Annotated in this window: 15 protein-coding genes; 7 read left to right on the forward strand and 8 right to left on the reverse strand. The window is 51.5% G+C overall.

The genetic code is table 11. From position 1 onward, the window contains the following. Nucleotides 1-961: 961 nt before the first annotated feature. Genes HF324_RS30340 through HF324_RS30350 form a run of 3 tightly spaced genes read right to left on the reverse strand, consistent with a single transcriptional unit; the run spans nt 962 to nt 6,309 of the window. On the reverse strand, nt 962-2,305 hold the full coding sequence (locus tag HF324_RS30340; protein ID WP_168807250.1) for an alpha-L-fucosidase: 1,344 nt from the start codon (nt 2,303-2,305) through the stop codon (nt 962-964). A gap of 34 nt (nt 2,306-2,339) precedes the next feature. Continuing rightward, entirely contained in the window at nt 2,340-4,496 is a 2,157-nt protein-coding gene (locus HF324_RS30345) for an alpha-galactosidase (RefSeq protein ID WP_220101252.1), read from the reverse strand. 25 nt (nt 4,497-4,521) lie between these two features. After that, nucleotides 4,522-6,309 carry an alpha-L-fucosidase gene (locus tag HF324_RS30350; protein WP_168807252.1) on the reverse strand — a complete coding sequence of 596 codons (1,788 nt, stop codon included), beginning with the start codon at nt 6,307-6,309 and terminating at the stop codon, nt 4,522-4,524. Nucleotides 6,310-7,825: 1,516 nt separating this feature from the next. Between HF324_RS30350 and HF324_RS30355 the strand changes: the two genes are divergently transcribed. The 7 genes from HF324_RS30355 to HF324_RS30385 all read left to right on the forward strand — a co-directional run bounded on the left by HF324_RS30355 (nt 7,826) and on the right by HF324_RS30385 (nt 16,779). After that, nucleotides 7,826-8,398, forward strand: coding sequence for a TetR/AcrR family transcriptional regulator (locus tag HF324_RS30355; RefSeq protein WP_168807256.1), 573 nt, complete (start codon nt 7,826-7,828; stop codon nt 8,396-8,398). A gap of 46 nt (nt 8,399-8,444) precedes the next feature. Beyond that, a complete protein-coding gene (locus HF324_RS30360) occupies nt 8,445-8,882 on the forward strand; it encodes a universal stress protein (protein WP_168807258.1) in 438 nt (145 codons plus the stop codon). Between the two features lie 228 nt (nt 8,883-9,110). After that, on the forward strand, nt 9,111-10,778 hold the full coding sequence (locus HF324_RS30365) for a phage tail-like protein (RefSeq protein ID WP_168807260.1): 1,668 nt from the start codon (nt 9,111-9,113) through the stop codon (nt 10,776-10,778). Between the two features lie 33 nt (nt 10,779-10,811). After that, nucleotides 10,812-11,735: a phage tail-like protein gene (locus HF324_RS30370; RefSeq protein WP_168861535.1), complete on the forward strand. Its 924-nt coding sequence runs from the start codon at nt 10,812-10,814 to the stop codon at nt 11,733-11,735. Nucleotides 11,736-11,785: 50 nt separating this feature from the next. Then, a complete protein-coding gene (locus HF324_RS30375) occupies nt 11,786-13,357 on the forward strand; it encodes a T9SS type A sorting domain-containing protein (RefSeq protein WP_168861536.1) in 1,572 nt (523 codons plus the stop codon). A 99-nt stretch (nt 13,358-13,456) separates the two neighbouring features. Further along, a complete protein-coding gene (locus HF324_RS30380; RefSeq protein WP_168861537.1) occupies nt 13,457-16,042 on the forward strand; it encodes a phosphatidylglycerol lysyltransferase domain-containing protein in 2,586 nt (861 codons plus the stop codon). A 44-nt stretch (nt 16,043-16,086) separates the two neighbouring features. Continuing rightward, a complete protein-coding gene (locus tag HF324_RS30385; RefSeq protein WP_168861538.1) occupies nt 16,087-16,779 on the forward strand; it encodes an AcvB/VirJ family lysyl-phosphatidylglycerol hydrolase in 693 nt (230 codons plus the stop codon). On the opposite strand, the gene HF324_RS30390 is transcribed toward HF324_RS30385, so the two are convergent. From HF324_RS30390 to HF324_RS30410, 5 genes are all read right to left on the reverse strand, one after another. Continuing rightward, nucleotides 16,776-17,126: a LytR/AlgR family response regulator transcription factor gene (locus tag HF324_RS30390; protein WP_168807271.1), complete on the reverse strand. Its 351-nt coding sequence runs from the start codon at nt 17,124-17,126 to the stop codon at nt 16,776-16,778. The genes HF324_RS30385 and HF324_RS30390 overlap by 4 nt on opposite strands. Nucleotides 17,127-17,551: 425 nt before the next feature. After that, nucleotides 17,552-17,704, reverse strand: a complete 153-nt coding sequence (locus tag HF324_RS33735) for a hypothetical protein (RefSeq protein ID WP_235021499.1) — start codon at nt 17,702-17,704, stop codon at nt 17,552-17,554. 352 nt (nt 17,705-18,056) lie between these two features. Further along, entirely contained in the window at nt 18,057-19,415 is a 1,359-nt protein-coding gene (locus tag HF324_RS30400; protein WP_193114975.1) for a peroxiredoxin family protein, read from the reverse strand. A gap of 414 nt (nt 19,416-19,829) precedes the next feature. Continuing rightward, the gene (locus HF324_RS30405) at nt 19,830-22,019 is read right to left on the reverse strand and encodes a DUF5916 domain-containing protein (RefSeq protein WP_246269325.1); all 2,190 of its coding nucleotides are present in this window, start codon (nt 22,017-22,019) and stop codon (nt 19,830-19,832) included. Nucleotides 22,020-22,194: 175 nt separating this feature from the next. Next, nucleotides 22,195-24,807 (reverse strand): family 20 glycosylhydrolase, encoded by a 2,613-nt coding sequence (locus HF324_RS30410; RefSeq protein ID WP_258539332.1) that lies wholly within the window; start codon nt 24,805-24,807, stop codon nt 22,195-22,197. Between the last annotated feature and the right edge of the window lie 163 nt (nt 24,808-24,970).

Below are 24,970 nucleotides of genomic sequence, written 5' to 3' on the forward strand. Positions count from 1 at the left end.
CTTTTTTCATATTATTCCTTTTGGGTTATGTATATTTCGTATGAAAATCTTCCATTTTTAACCGTAAGTCTGGAAGCTGGTATGGCTGAATATTTTGCATAATGGAAAGTTCACACGGTTTCCATACCCCAAACAAATTTGATACAATTACTAGCAGCAGTCAATCGGATACGTATATGGTTTTTCAATAAATATTAATATACAATTTGTTCTATATTAGAGTAAAAACTAACTACTAACGTGGTTTAAATCAATAAATTAAGGATTAACTGAATTACAATCAACTAGTTATCAGCTTTTTGAAAGCCGGCTATTTTTGCAATTCTAACAAATTATACTTAATCATATATATTATATTTTAACCATTTCTGTACGTTTTTAAACTGCCTCTCTTATTTTTTCAAATTTCAGTTCTCCGGAACGGTTGGCGGGATATTCCGGAAAACCAACAGGGTTTTGTGTGCTTTTAACCGTCACGCAGTCTGGCTGATAACTACTCTGACAACCTTACAATCTTGCATACTTTTACTTCATTGCCCCCGGTAGCCTGTTGACAGAGCATCCGGGGAAAATATGGTTTTAATGGTTTTAATATTTCTTCCGCCGCCCCATCGTGCACCTGGCATATGCGTTCCCGTTAACAACGGAAGCCTGCACAGATACCTGATAGTTAGTTGTGTCCGGCGAATTGGTGATACGGATATGGTTTTTCCATTGCTGTGTTGATGACATTAGGACCTTCCTTGTGATAGTGGTGTATCCTGAAGCCGGAAATATCTTCCTGATCCTGACTTATAGCTTCACTCCGAATGTTTAACAAAAAAGAAATGGTACGATAAAAATAACATCTTTTCTCACAAAAAGAAGGGTTTTTTCCTACAACTGAAAAAACGCAAAAAGCGGAAGGCTTATTGCACCTCCCGCTTTTGCGTTTTCATACTCATTGTTTATTCATGCCGGACTACTCCAGCATCAGCTCGATAACCGGGATTTCCACGTCCGGTTTGCGTACAGGCACGTCAATGGCCAGTCCGCCTTTATCGGTGTCTCTCATTTTCAGTTCAGAACCATCGTGCAGGAACTGCGCATATCTTACTTTTCCTTTCAGTCCCGGCAATTCTATGCGTTGCAACGGATAATCCAGCAGGTGTACATACAGCCTTTTCGTGTCGGGATTATACGTAAGCAGGGTATTATCCGGCCGCTGAATGCCCGCAGGCGCCTCTGTACAGCCATAAACAGCGCGGCTGTTGACCTTCATCCATTCACCCATGCCCTGCAACCGCTCCTGCGCGCGGGCGTCGAACAGCCCCCTGGAAGTAGGCCCCACATTCAGCAACAGGTTGCCTCCTTTGCTCACTGACTCAATCAGCAGCACCAGCAGCTGTTTGTTGTCTTTCCAGGTAGTCTCATCACGGTAATATCCCCACGAACCGGAGAAGGTTTGACAGGTTTCCCAGTGTATGCGCTTACCGTTACGGGTAGGCCATTCGGATACCTTGTATTGTTCCGGCGTCACAAAATCACCGCCATCTTCGTAGTCCCCGAGATCAAGACGGTCATTGACAATAATGCCGGGTTGTAACTTGCGCACCATTTTCAGCAGCTCCACGGAGTTCCAGTCGTTATGATCTTTTCCGTTCGCACCGGGATAGGAGAAGTCAGTCCACAGCATGTCAACTTTACCATAATTGGTCATCAGTTCCCGCACCTGGTTAAACAGGTAAGTACGGTACTTTTCCATATCGCGGCCTTTATTGAGTCTTTCATATTCCTTCGGATCACTGACACGCTGCGGATGTACCCTGTCAATCGTAAAATCAGGATGATGCCAGTCAATCAGCGAATAATAAAACCCGATTTTCAGCCCTTCCGCCCTGAAAGCGTCTACCCATTCCCTGACCAGGTCTTTTTTGATAGCGGTCTTTGTCGCTTTGTAATCGGTGTATTTGGAGTCGAACAGGCAGAAGCCTTCATGGTGTTTGGTGGTGATCACCGCATACTTCATGCCTGCCGCTTTTGCCATGCGTGCCCATTCGCGCGGATTGTACAGGTCCGGATTAAAATTGTCGAAGTATTTCTGATAAGCGCTGTCTGTAATGCGCTCATAATTTTTGATCCACTCATGACGGGCAGGCAGGGAATACAGCCCCCAGTGGATAAACATCCCGAAACGGTCATGCACCCACCAGGACAAGCGTTTCTCCGTTTGCTCAGGCGTCTCGTTGAAGATCTTTTTCTGCGCCTGCACCTGTATCTGCAGACAACACAGCAGGGTAATAATGGCGAACGTCAGTTTCTTCATAAATTATAATTAAAAGGATTTGTATTGTTGGTGTTTATTCTGCTACCAGCCAGGTATAACCGGAGGCGGGGATGGTCACTTTCACATGGGCGGTATACTGACGGTCAAGCGTATACGTTTTCGGCGTCGCTTCTTTTTCCCTGATCTTCACTGACTGTGTAAGTCCGGTGTAATACAGCGGCAACGCTACTTCCCGGGTGATGGGCGCTGTTGTTGGATTATACAGCATCACCATCGCTTTTTGCGGGAGCGTGGCGCTGATGTGCATGATACCATCCCAGTCACGGCCATCGGGGCGGCGGAGATGCATCACATCGGTATTGAGGATATCGCGGTATTTCTTATACCAGTTCACCACCTGTTGCACCAGTTGGCGGGTAGCGTCTGTATCATACAATCTTGGTCCGCGGTAACATGCCTGCACGCCCGCGCCATAGTATTGCATCATCAGCTGGTCGTACGTATCGAGGTGGTCTTTGAGCGGCTCCAGCGTAGCGTCAGCTCCGCCGCCATGGTATTCGCTCAGTGGCACGAAGCCCCAGCTCATGGATGGCGTTTTTTCCCAGGTGCCGTCAAAGATATTCTGCCGGTTGAGGATCAGCTGTTCTGTCCTTGGCAGGGAGAAATTCACCTCGCGGTATCCAAGGCCAATCTTGTTGGTGCCGTCCATAAAGTACCAGTCAGGTGCATTGATGTACACGCCTTTTGCATTCAGGAAACGATACAGTCCTTTCTGCAGCTGCATCTGTTTCCACTGGGAATCTTCTTTGCCGCTGTGGCCGGGATGGGTGGTAGAAGCGCAGACATCGCCGGGATAGGGGCCGTCGTTTTCGAAGATGTCGAAGCCGGTGGCGGTGATGAAGTGTTTTATTTTATCGAGGTAGCTGAGGCCCCATTTGCTGCCAAGGCAGGGGGCATTGCCGAAGAATGCACCGCCGGGCTTGCCGGTAGCGGGATTGACCACATCGTCTTCATCACTGATACGCCTGCTTGAAAACAGGGAGTATCCACCGAGCATTACTTTTTTACTGTGGGCATAATCTGCCAGCGCTTTGAATTTCGCGATGTTGGCGGCGCTGGTGTCTTCCATATTGAGACCGCTGCCGAAGCTGAGGATCACGCCTTCATAGCCGGTAGCCGCACATTGATCGATGATGTTTTTCACCTTTGCCGGGTCGGTGCTGACCAGGTGCATGAAGATGGGATTTTCCGTGGTCCATGGCGCCAGTATGCGGTACATGCGGCGTTTGGCCAAACCGTTGCGTTCCCGGTCATAACTGTCGAGCAGCAGTTCATAAGTACGGACAGACTCAAAATGTTCTCCTGCCGCCATGGTGATGCCCACCGGCACTTTGGGATGTACTTCCAGCAGGCAGGGCGTCAGCAGGTCATAGTTGACCTGCGAAGTATAGGTACTGTCTGTTTTCCAGTGAGTGGTCTGGTCGCTGAGCGATGCCGTCATGGAGTTATTGAACGTATAGTTGCTTTCCACATAAAGGCCATGCGGCGTTTTTATTTTATCGGGGCTGCCTACGACCGTGGACTCTTCTTCCGGGGTGGCCAGTATCTCATGGACCACCTGGTCCAGCTTCAGCGTTTGCCCGGTACCGTTAGTAATCTCCAGCCATTTGGACAGCAGCGGTATACCGTCAAATACTTCGTAGTGTACTTTTACCGTCACGCCCTGTAATTCGGGCGCCTGTGCCTTGTAGGTGAAGATGACCGCTTTACCGGTTGCCTGCCGGGGATTGGAGCACCAGCGGCTGGCTTTCCAGTCGAGTACCGGCTGTATGTCGGCGAACTGGTGACCGGCATATACAAAATCACTGGCGCCTGCCTTCAGGTTATCGAGCCAGGCGGGCAGCAGGTAAGCGTTCTGGCGTTGTCCGGTGGCGCCGCCCACCTGGTAGGCGCGTCCGTTGATAAAGAGGCGGGCTTCCGGTTTTACGGCACGCAGCAGTTGCTCTCCGCTCACAAGGTTGCGGAAGTCAGTGCAGATAACGTTGGGGGTGGTACGAAAACTGCGGCTCAGCAAACCGTTGCTGAGTACAATTTCTTTCCCTTTCTCCGTAGCGGTGGCAGAAAATCCTTTCGGATCGATCAGCCAGTCACGGGCCGGCGTTTTCGTTTGTGCCGTTGCCATCGCGGCATACAAGCCTGCCGTCAGCAGCAGGGGCGTTATTTTTTTCATTGGTCACTATATTTATAGCATATACTCATTTCACCGGCTGAAGGATGATCTTGCGCAGGCGGAACAATTCTTTTTTATTACCGGGTACTGGTTTAACCGTGAGATTGTGTTTGCCTGGTTTATCTACATGCAGGTTACCGATCGCATGCTGGATAAACATTAGTGGCTGATGGCTGTCGGACTCACCGGTAAACAGGGTGAGGAAAGGCAGCCGCTGCCCGTTGAGCGTTACCACGCCTTGCTGGGAGGCGCCGGACTTCTCACAGGCATAATCCAGTATGATCTTGTAATCGCCTGCGTCCTGTATATCCAGCGGAAACACCAGTGCATCTTCCGGTGTGATCATACCGTAGGCGAGGTTATCGTGTTTCCAGTCGCCGAAATAGTGCGACCAGGTGAAAAGTTTATTTTTTGCGGCGCCGTTATAGACGGCCCATACCGTGGGTATTTCAGCCTGCGGGTACTGGTTGCTGACCGTTTGGGTACGCAGCTGGGAGAGATCGGACTGGTTGCCGCTGTACTCCATTACCAGCACCGTATTACGTGTATCCGGTAACGTTACCGGCAGTTGCACGGTCGTTTCTCCGGGCCGTTGTCTGAAGGTCAGCGTTTGGCCGGTACCGAGGATTTTAACGGATTTCACCTGTGCGTCTACGCCGGGGAGCCGCAGCTGGCGGTTGGCCGGCATCTCCCATACATGCAGGAACAGTTTACCGGGTTTGCTGGTGGTAACGCCCCAGGGCTGTGCCGGCAGGAGTCCGTAGGTAGTGCCGTAGATGCTTTCACCGTACTGCTGCAACCATTTGCCGGTAGCCTTCAGATAGTCGATGGAATACTGCGGCCATTTGCCATCGCCGTCCGGTCCCACGTTGAGCATGAGGTTGCCCCCTTTGGAGGCCACATTGGAGAGGAGGCGTATAATTTCTTTGGGAGATTTAAAATTGAGATCGTGCTGAATGTATCCCCAGGAATCGTTGTGGGTATAGATAGATTCCCATGCGCCGGTGATGGGCACCGGTGGCACTTCGGAGTCGCCGAAATCGCGGTAGTCGCCCAGGCCATGTCCTACCCTGCTGCTGAACAGGCAGTTGGGCTGCAGTAGCCGCAGGCTGTCGATCATCTGTTTGGTTTGCTCAGGCGTGAGGCCGCCCGGCATATCAAACCATACCAGTCCCAGCTGCCCGTAGTTGGTCAGCAGTTCCTTCAGTTGCGGGATGGACTTGGTGCGGTAATACTGCTGGTAGTCCTTCTCTTTGGTTTTGAAGTCCCAGCTGTTGCCGCCGCCATTGGGCTCGTGCCAGTCGAGGAACTGGGAGTAATAGAAGCCGAACCGGATACCGTTATCGCGGCAGGCTTTGGCGAGCGCTTTCATGGGATCTTTGCCGTACGGAGAAGCATCTACGATATCGAAGTCTGTTACTTTGGAGTCGAACATGCTGAACCCTTCGTGGTGCTTGGCGGTGATCACAAGGTATTTTACGCCAGCTTCCCGGGCTATGCCAGCCCACTCTTCCGCGTTAAACCCCTGCGGGTTGAAAGTCTTAGCGACCTCTGCATATTCAGCGGCCGGTGCTTTTGCCCTGTTCATCAGCCATTCGCCGCTACCGTAGTAACTGCTGTCTTTCCAGCGGCCACCGAGCTTAGCGTATAACCCCCAGTGTATAAACAAGCCAAATTTAGCGCCGGTAAACCATTTGAGTCCCGGGTGGGCAGCGTTGTTACCACCGGATCTGGTCCACATATCGGGCATGTCCTGGGCAAAAAGAGCAGGATACAGGCATACTGTCCATAACAGCAGTACGAGTCGTTTCATAACGGCGGATTTTTATAGCATCGGACAAAAAATATACATAACCAGCGGCTTGTGCAAGCGGCCGGAAAATGCTATCAGGGAAAGGGAAAATGGTACAAGAAAAGCAGGTATTGAGGGTCATGCATTTGCGTTAACGAATGGTTAACCAATTTTACAAAATGTAATTTTTATCTTCGAATCAGAAAGTTACACAATTGCATCCTGCATGATAACTTTTTCAACGGTTAGCTTTTACTTTATTCAACATATTACTAGGCTTCAATTTTGATTATCAAACATCTGTCAGTAGCTATACATTTCTGCAGATGACATGTGAATGTTTTTAAAGCCCTTGCTGCATTGTCACAGCAAGGGTATTTTTTTGCCGGTAAGCCTGGTATCGTCCATGTGTCGCTTTCCTGTTGCTACATGATAGCAGTATGTTCTCCGCGCTCCTGGTGTGTCATTCTTCACACGATCGTTTCCACTGCCACATTACCGCAGTTTTTCTCCGGTGGTTAAAACCAGCGTTCCCTGGTGCAGCGATAAGCGCCATTCCATGCGACTGTTGACGAGCGGCTGCCATCATTTCTCCCGGGGTGCATTTTTCTTTTTCACGCGATAACCGCGATATAGATGCAGCGTTACCCACGCGGAGGTCCATAGAATCATTGTGACGGGCCAGTGACCGGGAGGCCATCTCCGGGGATATCTGCCTTTGTGGTCGGCGTTGTTGCTTCAGGGAAGCGCTGTTAGCGGGACTGCCACCGGGCAGACGGCCGTTCCCCCCGCCTGCCGGCTGTTTGGGTCCCGCTTACTGCTATCAGGACGCATTTTTTCCCGCCAGGCAGCCATTTCACTCCATCCCCCAGGAGATGTGGATAACATTTGTGGATAAACCGGGGATCCCCGGCCGTCCGCCGGTCAACCAACCACATCACCCTCCCTGCAATAGCGGCTTTCGTGAGTTATCAACATATATGTGAATATCGTGTGTGGATACCTGTTAATAAGTGTGGATAAATACCAAAAATCAGACAATGCTTACCTGTAAAGGGTTTCAGTCAATTTCAGGCGCTTCGTCAATTGTTAATCCGAAGACGTTTAGATTCTGTTAACTAAATCAGAACGGATTGCCAGTAATATTACGGTACTAACACTGCGTTATGGAAAATAGTAACAAATGAAATGCATACATCTAACAAATATCTCAGCTAAACCCCAATCGGCTTGTCCAGGCCAGTTGGATTTTTTCCAATCAATGGTTGACTAAATTTATAGGCTGGTTAAACCGGCAGTTTCCGACGCCCGATTTAATCAACGCATTTACTACCCCGTGGTATACGCTACGGGGGCTTAACCGAAAAAAGTTGCTTATCCGTTTTACCCGAATCCCCTGCTTCACTCTTTCGTTTCATGGCCTGCGGTACGCGGCATTTCACCGTTGAAACATTACGCGACAGGCGCCGGAACCGTTCTCTTTCCAGCCCATTTAAAACTGTTTTATAGCGAATAAATATTCACTTATATTTGTAGGGTGAAATTGAAGGACGATAAGAAGTATGCCCGTATTTTCAGGGCTGTGCTCAAGCTGGTCGCCAAAAAGGGCCTGGCGGGCATGACCATGGGAGATATTTCCAGAGAAGCAGGGATCGCCACCGGCACCCTCTATGTTTATTTCGACAGCAAAGACGCGCTGATCAACGCGTTGTTTGCAGCCTGCCGGGAGAATTCCGTGACGGTATCCTTCCGGGACTATGACCCGCAGGCGCCGTTCAAACCCGGTTTCCGGCATATCTGGATGAACATACTCCGTTACCGGTTGCAACATTTCGAAGAGTTCATTTTCCTGGAACAGTGTTACCACTCTCCTTATATCACCGCCGCTACGCGGGAGAAGGCGAGGCAGCTGGCTGAACCGTTTTATGCGCTGATAGCGAGAGGACAGGCAGAACAACTGATTAAAAATGTGGAAAGGGATTTACTGATTACCTTTATTATCGGGTCCATGAATGAGCTGGTAAAACAGATCCATTACAGCGGCACCGCCCTCACAAAGGCCAGGATGAGCACCACCTTCGACCTCTGCTGGGACGCTATCAAAGCCTGACAAACACAGATAACCGAATAATTATTCACACATAAATACACCGCATATGGCAGAAATATTGATCGCAGTCGACCTGAGTCCATTCTCTGAACAGGTGATCAGCACCGGCGTAGAACTGGCAGAAAAAATGCACGCCGCCGTTTCGCTGTTCACCGTGATCGAAATCGGTATTGGCCTCGGCCTGCCGGAAGCCGGGCCCGTATTTACCGATGACATACAAGGCAGGATCAAAGAAGCAGAAGACATTCTTCAGACGTACAAAGAAAAGTACCCTACTGCCAATATCAACATCCGTGTAACGACCGGCAACCCGAAAAACGAAACACTGGATGAAGCCCACAACGGGCAGACGGCCATTCTCGTGGTAGGCACCCACGGGCGCACCGGTCTCAATCACATGCTGGTAGGCAGCACGGCGGAATATATTATCCGTCACGCCCGCATACCCGTACTCGTGGTCCCCTACAACACCGACGAACACTAGGCAACAACACTCAACAATGATAACGCAACAGCAAACGGCCCTGTCTGTTGCAACTTATCCCGGCTCCGGCCGGGATATTTTTTTGCTTTTTAACCTAACGGGAAAGCTTATATTTATACTGAATTAGTTATTGCAGGATCCCTGTATCCAACCTCCGCTCCCAGCCCCAAAACCGGGCCCTATACCGCTTTGTCCCCCTTATCCACTCATCCCTTAATTTTCTTGTGCATGAAAAAGAACTACACGCTTCTTCGTCTGGCAGCATTACTGCTATTCCTGCTGGCGTCCCAGACAACGTGGGCGCAGCTGAAAATCGGTGATAATCCGTCAACCATCAACAAAGCTTCTATTCTTGAACTGGAGAGCCTCCGGCAGGGCCTGCTGCTTCCCCGCATTCCGGATACCACCCTGGCGCCGCTCACCACCGCGCCCGACGGGATGATCATCTATTTTACCGGCACACAGAGCCTCCTGGTACGCCGCGGCGGATACTGGGCCAAACTGGCCGACAGCCTTTCCGTATCCGGCAGCAGCTGGCAACTCAAAGGCAACGCGGGCACCACGTCGGCAGACTATATCGGCACATCCGACAATCAGCCCTTGTCCATCAGGACCAACGGTACCGAAGCGATCAGTATCGGCGCCAATCAGAACGTAGCCCTCAAACAGGTGCCCGCCAGCACCTCGCTGATAAGCGTACTGGTCATCGATCCGGCTACCGGCACCGTCAACCAGCGGGACCTCTCCGCTGCGGCCTTCAATGACGCCATCCGTACGCTCAACGGCGTAGCCAGACAAGGATTTACCATCAGGGCAGACACCGTCAATGCAGCCTATGGCATCACCACCACGGCAGCAGACAGTACCATCACCATGAACGTTCCTATCGTGAACGGCACTACGCAGAAAACCGGTCTGCTTACCTACGCCGACTGGGCAAACTTCAGCAGTAAACAACAGGCCATCACCATCGGCGCTTTTATAAACACGCCGACCAACGCCAATGGCCTCGCCCTGGACCCGGCTACCGGCACCCTGCAACTGGTGGCCGCTGACGCCACCAATCCGGGCGGCGTATCGGTCACCAGCCAGACCTTCGCCGGCGTTAAAACATTCCGCGACAGCGCCAGCATGGCCGGCAACCTGGGTGTAACAGGAACCGCTTCCGTCGGCAACGGGCTGCGTGTCACCGCTGGCGGCGCCAATATCACCGGCAACGTAACCCTCGCCACCGCCCCGCCCACCGTCAGCACCGCCACCACCAGCGTGCTTTTCCGTAATCCCGCCACCGGCGCCATCGAAAACAGGCTGGTAGACTCCAGCGCTTTCTCCGTGGGCATACGGCAGATCAACGGACAAACCGGTCCCGCCATCTCCTTCCTCACCGGTACAACCGGTACCGATGTCAACATCGACAGTACCTCCGTTACCAACCGCATCACCATCAACGTGCCCGATGCCAGCACCACGGCACGCGGGGTGGTCAACGATTCCACGCAGACCTTTGCGGGCAACAAAACCCTGCGCGACTCCCTCGCCGTAGGCAAAGGCGCCAACATCGGCAGTGCCGCCGGCGCCAACTCCACCCTGCAGGTAAGCGGCTCCATGTCCATGAACATCCGGTCCGTCAACAGCTCCGGCAGCCTCACCGAAACAGACAACACCGTACTGGTAAACGCTTCCACCGGGTCCGTTACCATCACCCTGCCTCCCGGCACCAACATCGTTGGCCGTGTATATACCATCAAAAAAACCGGCGGCAGCATCGACAACAGCGTAATCATCCAGCCTACCGGCGGACAGATAGAGGGTGGCAGCAATTACACCATCTACAACAACTACACCTATGTAACCATTCAGACAGACGGCACCAACTGGTGGGTCATCAAGAAATAGACAACGACACATTACTGGTGCTAAACTGTTATTATGCTGAAAATCATATTACATGGCTGCGCGCTCACCTGCGCGCTGTTGCTGCTGTGGCAAGGGCTGCAGGCGCAACAGCTGCTGCTGAGCGATACCGTTGCTGCCACCACCAAATCAGCCTTGCTGGAAATAAGAGCGAAGACCCAGGGCCTGTTGCTTCCCCGTATCCAGGACACCGCTGTAGCACCGCTCTCCTCTTCTCCCGACGGCATGCTGATCTACTATATCCCTGCCAGCAGCGTGATGGTAAGACGTAACGGAGGTTGGTCGCGCCTGGCAGATAGTATAGCCGTTACCGGTAGCAGCTGGAAACTGACCGGCAACACCGGTACTGATACACTCACTAAATTCGTCGGCACCACCGACGCTACCGGCCTGGTATTCAGGACCAACAATACCCAGCGGGTGACCATCTCCTCCACCGGTAATGTGGGCGTAGGCACCGCGACTCCTTCCGCCACCCTGCATGTCAACAGCGGCGTGGCCAATACTTCCGGCGTATTGTTACAAAACCTCACCAGCGCATCGCCGGTGACGGCCAGTGCCGCCGGTATCGGAGTGGACGCTACCGGCAAAGTGGTACGGATGGCCGCCGCACCGTTGTTTTACAACAAAAGCTCCTCCACCCCGCTGAACAATACCATAAAAATATGGGCCGATACCCTGTACAACGCAGGCGGAGGTTCGGTCACAGCCAACATCTCCAATGCCGGTTTTACCAATATCCTGAGTATTCAGGCTACTGGTTTAGGAGGTACAACAGGAGTTTCAGACGGTCCTATTCCTATCGTAGCCAGTTACACGACAACCGCTGTCAATCTGTTGATTGTCCGTGGCAACCTCGCAGTTCTGGCCATTCTGAATGGCTTGACGCAAGACACTGACAAATCACATAAAGTCTTTCTCACGGTCATCGGCTATTAGCCGGCCTAAAACAATATTTTATCCGGTACCTGCTCTACATATCGCTGCTATTGCTTCTTCCCGCCACCCTGGCGGGGCAGGCAGCTACATGGCTGCATCCCAATACGCGCATCGGCATCTTCGGTACAGACACCATCAGCATCTTCGGGGATATGGTCAATGAAGGCAATATCCTGTCCACCAGCGGCTCTGTAGTGAATTTCTTCGGACTACGCTGGCGTAACAGCAACAACGCGGTGATCCGTGATGAAAGCAGCGACGGCTTCAGCGCCACGGGCGGGTTATTCCGCTTCACACAGCCCGATCCGGCGCTTTACCAGCATATCACCGGCGGCTTCAGCGCTGTCATGAACACCGGGGCCAGTTTCCCCAACCTGAGTGTGGAAACATCCCCGGGCATTATCCTCGACGATCTCAGCGATCTCAAAGTGGTAAACGTACTGGATATACGAAAAGGGTATGTTTTCCTGAACGGCTGGAACCTGGTGGTAGGGCATCATACGCCGGGAGAGATCCTGCATTATTCTCCCGAACGGTTTATCGTTACCGCCGGCGGCTTCCTCTACCGCAGACAGATAGCCGCTTCCAGTGGCACCGTGGTATTTCCGGTAGGCACCCGTCCTGCCTCGTTTACACCTGCCGCCATTGCCAACAAAGGCACGATGGCCGATTTTCGTGTAGGGGTTACCGATAGCGCCTACCAAAACCTTACCACAGGCCCTAACCTGTTGCTGACAAGCGTTAACAAAACGTGGCAGGTAGACGTATCCCAACCGGACGCTGCTATCAACCTGTGGCTGGTGCATGGCTTCGGCGATGAAGGCCCGGTATATGAAGCTAACCGCAACACCAGCTACCTGGCCCGCTATCTGCCTTCCGGCTGGGACATCGCGGCACAGCGCGCAGCCCCTTTGTCGCCCAGCATCTTCTCCACCACCGGGCCGGACCATCAGGCGGCCTATGGCGTCAGGACATTTCAACACCTCGCGGCCACCAATTATTTCACCAGCCTGGTGGCAGAAACGGTCAACAGCCCCGAAAGAACCACGCTGCAATATTTTGAAGCCACCCGCAGCAACACCAACGCCGACAGCGTGCAGCTGCACTGGATCACCGGCCGGGAGTACTTCTGCGCCGGCTTCACCGTGGAACGTAAATACGCCGGTACCAATAACTTCGATTCCATCGGGTTCGTGAAAAGCAGCTCCCCCGGCGGCATCAGTTACTTCCCTGTTGGCTACGCAAGCACTGATTATCAACCCAATGATAAATTTATTTTCTACCGGCTGAAAGTCAGCATGACCGATGGAAGCTTCTTCTACGGGCCCGTGCGCCTCGTGAAAGGTAAAAACGAACGAGGTGATATTACCGTGTGGCCCAACCCCGTCCGCGGCCGTGTAGTGCACATTTACTACGGCGCCGGCGTACATGTGAAAGCCATCGCACTGCTGGATGTTCCCGGCAGGCGTATCCTGACAAAGGAATACCGGCAACCGCTGCCCACCCGCAATTATTATGAACTGGATATTCCTTCTTATCTCGCCAGGGGCATCTATTTTTTACAGTTCCTCGATGAAAACGGGCAAACGATACATACCGAAAAAATTGTCCTGATGGAATAGACATTAAAATACGCTTAAACTCTCTGCTATACGCGCCTTACACCAAAGTACAGGGTTAACTTTGTGGGTTAACGACAAAATCAAGTATTACCATTTACCATGCCTTTTGAAAAAAAGATCCTGTCTGCTGCTTTTCTGCGCAAGCTCCACTGGAAGGAGATGCTGGCCTTATTATTCATTCTGTTAGCGATTTATTTTTTCCGTTCCCAGCGTCATGAACTGAAATCACTGGTGCCCGCCGTTGAACGGGCCGACCGGGTATGGGCGATGATCGGCATAGCCATCACCGGTGTGTACATACTGCTGCAGGCGCTCATGTACGTGTTCAGTTTCCGTGCTGTCGGCGCCCGCCTCAGCCCTTATCTGGGTACTGAATTATTCCTGAAACGCAACCTGTTGTCCGTATTCCTGCCGGCCGGCGGTATCAGTTCGCTGGCCTATGTGCCGCAAAGCCTGCGCCGGTCGCAGTTACACAAACAGCAGATACATCAGGCATCCGGCATTTATGGCTTTATCGGTATCCTGTCTGTTTTCCTGGTGGGCATTCCGGTGGTGATGTATGCCATGCTGCATACCGGCAGCATGAAAGATGCCGCCTGGGGCCTCGCCGCCATCTGCGTATTGCTGGGTGCGGTAGTAGGGCTGGTACGGTCCATGCAAACCAAAGGTAAAGCTTACCGGCTGCTGATCCGGTATTTCCCGGCTACTGCGCACAAGGTGGATGAAATGTTTACCTTCCGGTTGTCACTTCCTTCCTTTACCTACACTGTTCTCGCATCTGTACTGATAGAAGTGGCCGGCGTGGCGCATCTCTACCTGAGCATGCTGGCCACCGGCGTCACGCCCTCGCTGGAAGCCGCCTGTGTGGGTTATATCGTTGCGACCATCTTCCTGATCATCTCTCCGTTTTTACGGGGACTGGGCGCCATTGAGCTGTCACTCGCTTACCTGCTCAGCAACTATGGCTACAGCACGCTGGAGGCATTGGAAATCACTTTATTATTCCGCCTGTTTGAATTCTGGCTGCCGCTGGCGGCCGGCATGGTGGCCTTTGCGCTGAAAGGCCGCGACCTGGTTCTGCGATTGCTGCCGCCCATCCTGATTTTCCTGTTGGGTATGGTCAATATCTTCTCCGTACTGACGCCACCGTTAGCCTACCGTATGCATCTGCTGCGGGCCTATATTCCCGGTACGTCTATCCATGCATCCAACCTGCTGGTGGTATTTTCGGGGCTGGTACTGCTGGTTACCGCCACGTTTCTTTTCAGAGGGCTGCGCAGTGCTTGGATCGTGGCGTTGTCGGTATCGCTGATATCTGTACTGGGGCACATCGGCAAAGCGCTCGACTACGAAGAGGCCAGCCTTGCGCTGGTGACCAGTATCCTGCTGCTGATCACCGCCCGGCAGTACCGTGTAAAAAGCAATCCGCAACTGGTGAACATCGGCGTTGTTACGGCCGTCGCTACCTTCCTGCTGGTGCTGCTTTTCGGCACCATCGGTTTCTATTTCCTGAACGTGCGGCACTTTGGTATTGACTTTACGCTGCAACAGTCGCTGCGCCATGCATTTCACTGTTTTATGCTGCTGGAAGACGATGGATTGCAACCGGTAACGCGGTTTGCGCGGGAATTTATGTCGGCCATCCGGGTATTGGGCGTGAGTTCATGGGCTTTCCTGTTCTATACCGTTATCCGTCCTTACCTGCCTGTATCCGGACATAACAACAGTTCTGCAGAGAAGGCCCGCTTCTACCTGAGCCAGTATGGTGATTCACCGATGGATTATTTTAAAGTGGGAGACGACAAGATACTGTATGTATCGGACCAGTATGAAGGTTTTATCGCTTACCGGGTGGCCAGCAGTTTTGCGATTGTGCTGGAAGAACCGGTTTGCAGCGAAGACAATAAACTGTTGCTGCTGGAGGAGTTTGAACAACAATGTAAGAAAATGGGCCTGCGGCCTGCTTTTTACCGGGTAGATGAAGACAGCACTTATTATTTCAGCCAGCTGAAGAAGAAAAAAATGCTGATTGGGCAGGAAGCCATTATGGATATCCGTGATTTTACGCTGAGTGGCAAGGATAAAAAATCGCTGCGTAATGCGCTCAACAGCCTGGCCAACAAGGGTTATGTGACCCAACTGCACGCAGCGCCGCAATCTGCGGCCATGTTATCCGCCCTGAAGGAAGTGAGCGATGAGTGGCTGGAGCAATATGAAGTCAAAGAAATGACGTTTTCACAGGGGCTTTTCGATGTGGATGCCATGCGGGACCAGGATGTGATCACGGTGACGGATGCCGATGGCAGGATTGCAGCGTTCCTTAATATCATCCCTGATTACGCGCCGGGAGAATGCACCTATGACCTGATCCGCAAGCGCACCAATGCGCCCGGCGGGGTAATGGATGCGCTGATTATTGCGCTGATACAGGATGCGCAGGCCAAAGACCTGCAATACCTCAACCTGGGGATGGTGCCGATGTCCGGTATCAGTCAGCCGGAGAACACGGCAGAAAAGATGGTAAAGTACGCCTATGAAAAGCTGCGTTTCTTCCGTCATTACCAGGGGTTACGCGAGTTCAAGGATAAATATGCCACGATGTGGACCAACAAGTACCTGATTTACGAACACGATTTTGATCTGATCCAGTTGCCGGCGGCGCTGAGTAAGGTGATGCAGCCCTGAGGCCGGAACAGATTTTGATTGGGAGGAAGGAGATATTTTTGTATATGCTATCCGGATATTTATTACAGACAGGCCGTTGGTGGCTGATGGGATTACTGATATGTTTGGCTTTACAGTCGACGGCGCAGAGCAATGTGAACAAGTTGCCCGTGCTGGTAAAAGCACCGGCGGCGGGCAGCACTGCTCCGCTGATTCTTTATATTACCGGTGATGGCGGGATGAAGAAGTTTTCCGTCAACATGCTGGATGCCTTCCAGCAGCACAACTACCCGGTGGTGGCATTAAATGCCCTGAAATATTTCTGGAACAGGAAAACGGCGCAGCAGGCGGCGGCGGATGTGGCAGCGTTGATCCGCCACTACCAGTCGGCCTGGAGCGTCAGTCATGGCGTAATCCTGATGGGTTATTCCCTGGGCGCCGATGTGTTGCCTTTCATCTACAATCAGTTACCGGAAGATGTGTCTGCGCAGGTGACGCAGGTTGTTTTTTTATCGCCCTCCCGGTTTACCGATATGGAAGTTCATATTTCTGATATGCTGGGACGTTCGTCCAATAAGGGGATGAACGTCACAGCAGAGATCAACCGCATTAGCGGCAAGCCTGTATTGCTGGTATTCGGGCGGGGGAGAAAGATTTTAACCTGGCCGATCTTACGATACCACATTACAGGAAGCTGGTATTACCTGGCGGGCATACTTATGATGAAGATGCCAACGGGGTGGCGGACAAAATTTTAACGGCTATCCGGTAGTTCGTTTAATGCCGGTGAGTTGCCGGCCATGGCGGCGGCCAGCGGCAGCAGTGCCTGGGCGTTGACCGGTATCCTGACATCGCCGATCAGGACATGATCGTCCCCCAGATGGGTGATATGACGATAGGCCACAACATACCACTGATGCACGCGCAGGAAGGCAGACGTGGGCAGCTGCGACATGATCCAGTCGAGTGTTTCCGTAGTCACGAGGCGTTTATCCTGCAGATGCAGCAGGATGTGGTCGTTCATCACTTCGAGGTATTGCAGTTCGTCGTACGGTATCTTTTCGTGCTGATCACCGCAGCGAAGCATAAAATAATTACGGGACATAAGATTTGTTTTGGTGTGGTTGCGATCAGATTGCCTTAAATATAAGAAATAAGCAGGTGACTGGAGAGAAACCTGCGTGTAATCTAAAATCTAATCTAAACCGCGTTATAAAAAAAGTCGTTTTATAGTGGTCCCGGTTGGGGCCTGTCAGGGGATACCAACGGGGTTACTTTTCGTTTTGGTAAATATGGGGGGAATAAAGCAGGAATTTGTGAATCATTTGTAAAGATTTTAAGCTTAATAAAAAAATGGACAGGACAGGAATGAATCCCTGTTGGCTGTCCATTTTTTCAAGATGTAACAAAAGATTCGGGCTGGCAGGGTGGTTAATGACCCGCCGGTGTGAATCTTAGGCCCACTGGGGGCGGCTGAAGCGCAGTGATTACTTACCGGTGATCTGGTAAGTGAACCGGGGCGCCGACTTTTTACCAGAGATTGATCAGGAGGAGCATCATTACTGCACCAGCGGCGGTAACAAGGTTCTTGGAGAACCGGATGTTGAAACCACCTTTTTCTGAGTAGTAATAACTTTCCTTGTACCGGTCGTACTCAATGGGAGCACCTAACTCCTTCATCATTTTGAGGAATTCATAGAGTGTTCGTTCGGAAATACGAAGCCGCTTGGCTAACTGAGCGGGTTTACCGGTCCCTTTGATCCTGATTAGGTAATCAATGGTTTGTAGTCGATCAAAATAACGCTTTGGCATGTGGCATAGAGGGGCTTAACGGTTATATATTGAATTTACGATAATAACTAAGATTAAACCAGATTTCCCATATATATATTTTATTATAAATATTAGTAAACTGAGTTTAAACGGGTTTCTCTCTAAAAATCGGCTGCGGGTCAATGGCGCTGATGCGGTCGTTCTGCGTACTTTTTATAAACGTTGGAACAGATAAAATATTGGATATAAGCAGAAAATGGGGCTACTGCAATAATGCCGCATAGATAATGTCAGCAAGGGCTGCGCCGTGATCAGCAGTGGGGTCCGGAGGCCGGGTGGCGTAGATGGCGCCGTTCTTTCCCACGACAATCAAGGCAGGATACCGACTAATATTATATTGTTCGAGGACACCGGCTATATGGCCGTCAGCCTGCAACTGCAGACCGGGATATTTGGGAACGGGGTTGTTGTTACAATTGATATGAATGAATACCACTTCTTCTTTATTGAAACAGGTATTGATTTCCGACAGAGAAGGCAGCAGCTGGTCATCCTCATCATAGAAATGCAGCAATACTACTTTGCCATTAAAATAGCTGAGGCTAACAGGCCGCCCGGCGCTGTCGGGCAGACTGAAAGGCGGCGCCGGCATGCCTTTGCTGATGCCTTTTTTGATCTTGCCATACCTGGCGGCTATAGCCTGCCTACAGGCGGCATGCTGCACAATGGACAGGTAGTCGTGCGCGCAGTTGGCCAGCTCTTCCTGTTGCCCGCCCGCGGCCAGGCTTTGCAACAGTTGATGGGCCAGCAGTTTATCCCGCAACACACCAGAATAATGCGTTTTGATCCACTCATAGATTTCGCGGTCTGTACACTGACTGTGCTGCTGCATAAAATAATCCGCTTCCGCTTTCTGCAACAGGTAGTTCAGATATCGTATAGCCAAGGCAGTGGTATCGGAGGGCACCACCGCCGGCAGCGAGGGCCGGATCACCTGCTGATATAAAGATGCCTGTTGCGCCAGGCTGATTCCCTCCGGCGACGCATGCCACAGGCAGGCGATCATTTTGGCGGCAGTTTCTCCCAGCACGTTGGCCCGTACTATCGTATAAATAAAGACCGGAAGGCTGTCGCGATACCCCAGCAAAACATTTTCCGCAGCCTGCAGCTGCTGCCGGTACCAGGCTACCCGAGAGGCAGCATCGTCTTTTACCGGCCGCGCTACCCGTTCCTGCGCCCTGCGGGCGAGGTATGGTGCGCGGCAGGCGGCTGCCCCACGACCAGAGAGGACCAGGGTATCTTCCCCGAACATCAGCGAGAGACTGTCGCCCGGGAGCAGTGTCCCGTAGAAGTTATTCGCGCCGCCGGCATCCAGGTAAAAGAACAGCGCAGCTACCGGCTCCGCCGGCAATTGAAAACTAAAGGAATCCTTCTGCAATAAAGCCTCCTGGCTTTTCGCCGGAGATACGCCTGGTTCACTCCACCATAATACCGATACGGGCCGCCCGCTCCCCCCTTTTACCTTTCCGCTGATGGTGATAAATGTCTGCGCTGCCACCGGATGCAGTATCATCAGGAATCCTACTGAAAGTATAAACGACAGTTTTTGGGAGCCTTGCATACATGATAATTTTAGGGACATGAAAAATCCCCACAGTAAAAACCGCAGGGGGTTGTATTCACAACGATAGTAAATGAAAACTCTGATGTTTTGAGCTGTTTTAGTTTTTTTAGGATGCGGCTATTGTGTTTTACGATCACAATGATAGATGGAATTGCGAATTGAAATGTTAACGAGATCTAAACATCTGCTTATTAACAAAAAATGGCAAAATTTGAAAAAATGGGGAGATTGCGACAGGGATTCAGAAATCGATTGAAATATACATGCGGTAGGCATCGGGAAAAAGGCAGGCGGTAGCGCCTCCCCTAAACAATGAGCGTGTAGTGGAGAACGTTAGTTACCGGCGTACAGGGAGCTGCGGGAAGCTCCCTGCACCTGATAGGAAATTACGTATAGTCAACAACGTGATCACTAAATATTAAACCAGTACACCAGTTTCAGCACCAGCGCCCTGTTTTTCACATAAAACGGTTCCGGCAGATAGTTGTCCGTATACACGATAAACAAATCGGAAGCCGGGCGATAACGCCACTGGAAACGGGTATTCAGGTTGATGTTCTTTTGTTGCTCGTTATACTGCATAAAACCGGTGAAGAACAGTGTATTCGTCATCGTTACATCGAGGCGCGGTCCTACCAGCCAGAAAGAATTGTTGCCCCAGGGCTGTGGTAACCGGATATTATTGTAGTTAGCGCTGACGGCAATACTCACGTATGGCTGGAAACGATACCCCAGTTCAGCATTGGCCATTAACCGGGTACCATCTTCATAGTAGCCTCCATAACGGGCGGAGAACGCATACGTGAAAAGGCTCTGCGGCTTGGACACATAATCGGCGCCAACGGTATTCCAGTTATGCCGCGTGCCTGTCTTCAGGCTGTCTTTGCCTGTATTGGTAGGGTCAAAAGGGTTCAGCAGCTGGATATAAGTGTTGGAGGCCCAAACATTCAGTGTATTACGCTTACGGAAAACGATGCCGTAGTTGAGCATACTTTCATTGTCTGTACGACGGAAATTTTCATTCAAAAACCAGGTGGAGGTCACCTGCGGCCCATGGCTCAGGACAACACCTGATTGCGGAAAGAAAAGCCTCGTCACCTGCGGCATCAGCTTGATATACCCCTGCCGCGGCACATAACCCACCTCGGCGTTGTAGTTACGGCCCACGTATTCGTGCTGCCAGCTGATATTCCACACCTTGCTGGTATATTGCAGGTTGGCGGCATGGGCAAAATCATGCCCCGTTTTACCCGGACTATAGGACTTCAGCAACATCGCCTTCCCGGTCCAGAAGTTGTTGGAAGAAGCCAGGTTGTACTCCAGGCCCACGTTCCTGTTGTACCGTGAGTAAACGGGCTTGTCCTCCACCTTGGACGGATCATAGTTCAGCGATTCTTTGTTGATAAACAGAAAACCTACATTGGAGCGCGAAAACACCCGCCGCTGCAAAGCCGCCACAGTAAAGTTCTGCGCTGGCAGCCCTATTTCCTCCTGCTTGCCGGTCTGCATGTTCATCACACCCAGCCGCCAGTCTTTATTCAGTTTGCCACTCAAGCGCGCGCCAAAGTGAATCGGCGCACCCAGGCCAATACGCCGGGAGAAAAAAGGACGGATGGTGCTGTAACCGAAATTGGAGAACTGGTCGCCATTCTCCAGGAAAAATTGTCTTTTTTCCGGGAAAAACAATTCGAAACGGTCCAGGTTGGTTACCTGCTTATCTACGTCTACCTGGGAGAAATCGGGATTGACCGTCAGATCGAGGTTCAGAGACGAAGTGATGGCCACCTTGGCATCGAGGCCCACGTCGCGGCGAAATTTGGAAGGCGTACCCTTGTCATAGTCTTTGGCGATACCGCCCAACAGGTAAGGGATCAGTGAGATATTCGGGCCGGCGGCAGGTGGCACCGTATCCCAGTCGAGGCTGCCGGTGTAAGCCAGCGAAGCGGTGGCAAACTGCCGCGGCACCGGCGCCCAGGCCGATTTCTCCGTGGTTTTCAGATCATTGCGGCTGAAGTTGATCCCCCAATGCGTAATCCCCTTCTTATAACGGATGGTCTTAAATGGAATAGCCGCCTCAAAGACCCACTTGTCTTTGTAGTTCTTCACCACGGAAGTCCATTTGTTGTCCCAGCTAAGATCTACTTTACCACCGTCGTACATCAGCCCGTCCCATTGCGCCCCGGCGGCGTTGGCGCCAAAAGAGAAGCCATTGGTCTGATCATCGAACGGGTCCATGAACAACAGGAAATTATCATTCTTCAGAAAAGCGAAATCCCTTCTGAGCGACTCCACCATGTATGGACCGGCATCCGGTGTATAACTCTCTACCAACAGGTAGATATGCTGCTGATCATAGGTCATGCGAACATCTGTGCGCAACCTGGCCGCACTTGTATCCATCGGCAACACCATATGGAAATTGGTGGCCGCATCCGCTTCCTGCCAGGCTTGTTCATCGATGATACCATCTATTTTCACGGGCGAAACGGCTCTCTTGATCCGCAGATGGTATGATTCGTTTTTCTTTTGTTGTTGCGCCTTTGCTGCCAGCGACACCGATATGCAGCACAGAAGGCACAAGACACGTGGAATGATACGCACAGTTTGGTTGTTATGGGTTGAACGAACAAAATACAAAAAAGCAAAAACGACGTTAGAAAAAAAGGATAAAAGGCAATTACGAATTACGAATTGAGGGCTTCTTTGTAGAGCGGTTATTAAGTAACCATTCTAAAAGGAAGCCCTCAATTCGTAATTCGTAATTCGTAATTCGTAATTAATTCCGGTTGTTTTTCAACTGCGTACCCGGGCCCGGCTGCGGCACCTTCACGGTAGTGGTCCTGCTGCTGCGGCCACGGGTATTGAACACCCGCACTTTCACCACTTTACCACCTGCCTGGAAAGGCCCGTTGTATACAGGGCTTTTTAACGTAGGCTCTTCACCGTTAGTAGTATAACGGACCACCAGCCCTGGCATCTGTACATTCACTTTTACCACACCTTCGTCTACCGCCACGCCAGCTGTAGGGATACGCCAGTTATAGCCGCCGTTGTAATTATCAAGCCTGGGCATTTCGCGCTTACCCAATACGTTTGTAAACACGCTCCATGCCTGTGCATACATGGCGTCTGCCTTAGCACTGTCTTTTTCTGTAGCCCAGGCCGGGTCCTGCGCCCAGGCTCTTTCTGCCAGGCCTAACAGTTTCGGCAGCATCATATACTCCATCCGCTCAGAAGAGGTAACGGTTTCACTCCACAACAATCCCTGAAGGCCGCGGATATTGGACTGTCCGAAACCGGTGAGCTTATCTTTGCCCACAAATGTTTCAGCTGTCACAGGATTACCCCTGCCATCCACTTTGGAGTTTTTATAATAATCGAAAGGAATAAAATAGAAAGGTTTGTCTACATCCACAAAACCACCCCAATAGAATCCCGGTTCATCGAAAGATTTCATGGCGGCCATATCAAAATAGAAGTTGCTCACACCAGACAGGATCACCTTGTAACCCGCATTGGCGAGGCGATAGGAAAGGTCTTCCTGGCCGCCGCCGATCACGTTGTTCCATACGTTGAGCTGGAAATTGTCGTTCGCGAAATCCGGATTGGGGATGCTGGCCGCTTCGCCGCCGATGGTCGTTTTACGCATACCTGCTTCTTCCCAGCCGGCTGTTTCCAGTCCGCGGGCTTTGAGCAAGTCGTTCACCTTACGGTAGTAGTAATACCAGAGGTCATTGACGCTCTCCAGTTTTTCCTGCTGCATCAGCGCCAGGCAGGCAGGCGATTTTTCGAACACGCCGTGCGGCACTTCATCACCGCCCATGTGAACGGCTGTCAGCGGGGCGCCGGCTTCTTTGTACATGGACTGTAACTCTTCCACCACTTTATCCAGGAAACGGTAAGTAGAAGGCAGCGCCACGTTCATCACGTTGTCGTTCCAGTTCTGTACGGAACGGTATTCAGATTTATCTTCCAGGTCAGACAGCAGGTATTCGGCAGCCTCTTTGTCTTTACCGGCAGCTTTCAGGCGGTAGTAGCGGGATTCCATGGATTTCACCGCAGCACGTGCGTGACCGGGTGTTTCTATTTCCGGCAGTACGCGTATATGCCTTTCCGTTGCATAACGCAGTACTTCGATAAATTCCGCACGGGTGAGGAAGCCGGTGCCTGCAGGATTGCTGCTGTCGGGGCCTGAGCCGTAAGACGGCGGCAGCATATTTTTCCAGTCAGTGCTGTGCCCGCGTTTGGCGCCTACCGCTGTCAGTTCTGGCAGTGAGGGGATCTCCAGGCGCCAGCCTTCATCGTCGCTGAAGTGATAGTGCAACACGTTCAGTTTATACAGCGCCATCACATCGAGGATACGCAGCAGGTCCCGTTTGTTGTGATAGTTACGGGCCACGTCGATCATGAAGGCGCGGTAGTTGAAACGCGGATGATCACTTACTTCTACTCCCGGGATGCTCACCGATTTTTGTACACCGGCCCAGGCAGCAGGCGCTATCATGGATTTCAGCGACTGGATGGCATAAAATGCGCCTTCGTCGCTGCCGGCGGCGATGGTAGCGCCTTCCGGCGTCACCTTCAGCGTATAGGCATTGGCAGCCAGGCTTTTATCCAGCCTGAAGGCAATAGTCTTTTTACCGGGAGCACGTTTGCCCAGTAAAGTCGTCATTTCGTTTTCCAGGAATTTGCCGGTAGCTTCCAGCCCCGCATCTGTTTTAATCACAGGAGGCGCTTCCAGTACCAGGTTCCCGCCGGAGGCGGTAACAGACACCGGTGTAGGGAAAATCAGCGGCAGTTGTGCAGCAGGGATGTCCCTGATCTCAGCATTCTGTTTAAATATATCCGTTGGCGTTATAACGGCCGTTTTATCACCGGGATAACGCATCAGTTGTTTGGCAGTGGTAGAAGGACGGATGGAATAGTCTTTTATCGGCAGGCCGGTTTCTTTCTGGTCGTCCCACACGATGTACAGGCCGGCCGGCGCATCGGTGTAGTTAACCGCCCAGGCATCTCCCACGATGCCCAGTTTCAGGGAATCTCCCGGTTTGATACCGGTAAAGCCATCTGCCGGCGTTAGGCGGTAGAGGTCACCGTTGATATTCTCCACTTTTACATTGCCCGGCAAAACACCCGCTTTTACAGTACGGATAAAGTTGAAATACAACTCCCATCCTGTAGCCGGAAAAGGTTTGTCACTGGTGTTGACGAAAGTGAACGTAGACAGGAAATTAGCTTTCCCCTGATAGTTGTTCTCCCCCACTTCCCAGCTGGTTTTCAAGCGGGCAGCGTCGAATGGAACGGCTTTTTTGGTCTGGGCAAAACCGGCGATGTTGGTAAGCAACAGTCCCGTTGTCATGAGTTTCCCTAAAAACTTATGCCTGATCATGTTTGGAATAAATTAAAAAACGATAAAAATGAATGCTACAATGGTTATGAATACAGGTGGATGAAAGATGGCGTTGGTCCCGGTCTTGTCTGACACCATCCACAGCATCCGTGTAATATAAAACCAATCTCCCACAAATGCAAATAAGCGTACAGGGCGCCCC

This window comes from Chitinophaga oryzae (genome assembly GCF_012516375.2).
Lineage (GTDB): Bacteria > Bacteroidota > Bacteroidia > Chitinophagales > Chitinophagaceae > Chitinophaga > Chitinophaga oryzae.

What these genes read in the sequence shown, in the direction of transcription:
- HF324_RS30390 (WP_168807271.1), bottom strand. Translation starts at nt 17,126, where the DNA reads ATGTCCCGTAATTATTTTATGCTTCGCTGCGGTGATCAGCACGAAAAG.
- HF324_RS33735 (WP_235021499.1), bottom strand. Translation starts at nt 17,704, where the DNA reads ATGATGAAGGAGTTAGGTGCTCCCATTGAGTACGACCGGTACAAGGAA.
- HF324_RS30370 (WP_168861535.1), top strand. Translation starts at nt 10,812, where the DNA reads ATGCTGAAAATCATATTACATGGCTGCGCGCTCACCTGCGCGCTGTTG.
- HF324_RS30340 (WP_168807250.1), bottom strand. Translation starts at nt 2,305, where the DNA reads ATGAAGAAACTGACGTTCGCCATTATTACCCTGCTGTGTTGTCTGCAG.
- HF324_RS30410 (WP_258539332.1), bottom strand. Translation starts at nt 24,807, where the DNA reads ATGATCAGGCATAAGTTTTTAGGGAAACTCATGACAACGGGACTGTTG.
- HF324_RS30350 (WP_168807252.1), bottom strand. Translation starts at nt 6,309, where the DNA reads ATGAAACGACTCGTACTGCTGTTATGGACAGTATGCCTGTATCCTGCT.
- HF324_RS30380 (WP_168861537.1), top strand. Translation starts at nt 13,457, where the DNA reads ATGCCTTTTGAAAAAAAGATCCTGTCTGCTGCTTTTCTGCGCAAGCTC.
- HF324_RS30400 (WP_193114975.1), bottom strand. Translation starts at nt 19,415, where the DNA reads ATGCAAGGCTCCCAAAAACTGTCGTTTATACTTTCAGTAGGATTCCTG.
- HF324_RS30365 (WP_168807260.1), top strand. Translation starts at nt 9,111, where the DNA reads ATGAAAAAGAACTACACGCTTCTTCGTCTGGCAGCATTACTGCTATTC.
- HF324_RS30385 (WP_168861538.1), top strand. Translation starts at nt 16,087, where the DNA reads ATGCTATCCGGATATTTATTACAGACAGGCCGTTGGTGGCTGATGGGA.
- HF324_RS30345 (WP_220101252.1), bottom strand. Translation starts at nt 4,496, where the DNA reads ATGAAAAAAATAACGCCCCTGCTGCTGACGGCAGGCTTGTATGCCGCG.
- HF324_RS30360 (WP_168807258.1), top strand. Translation starts at nt 8,445, where the DNA reads ATGGCAGAAATATTGATCGCAGTCGACCTGAGTCCATTCTCTGAACAG.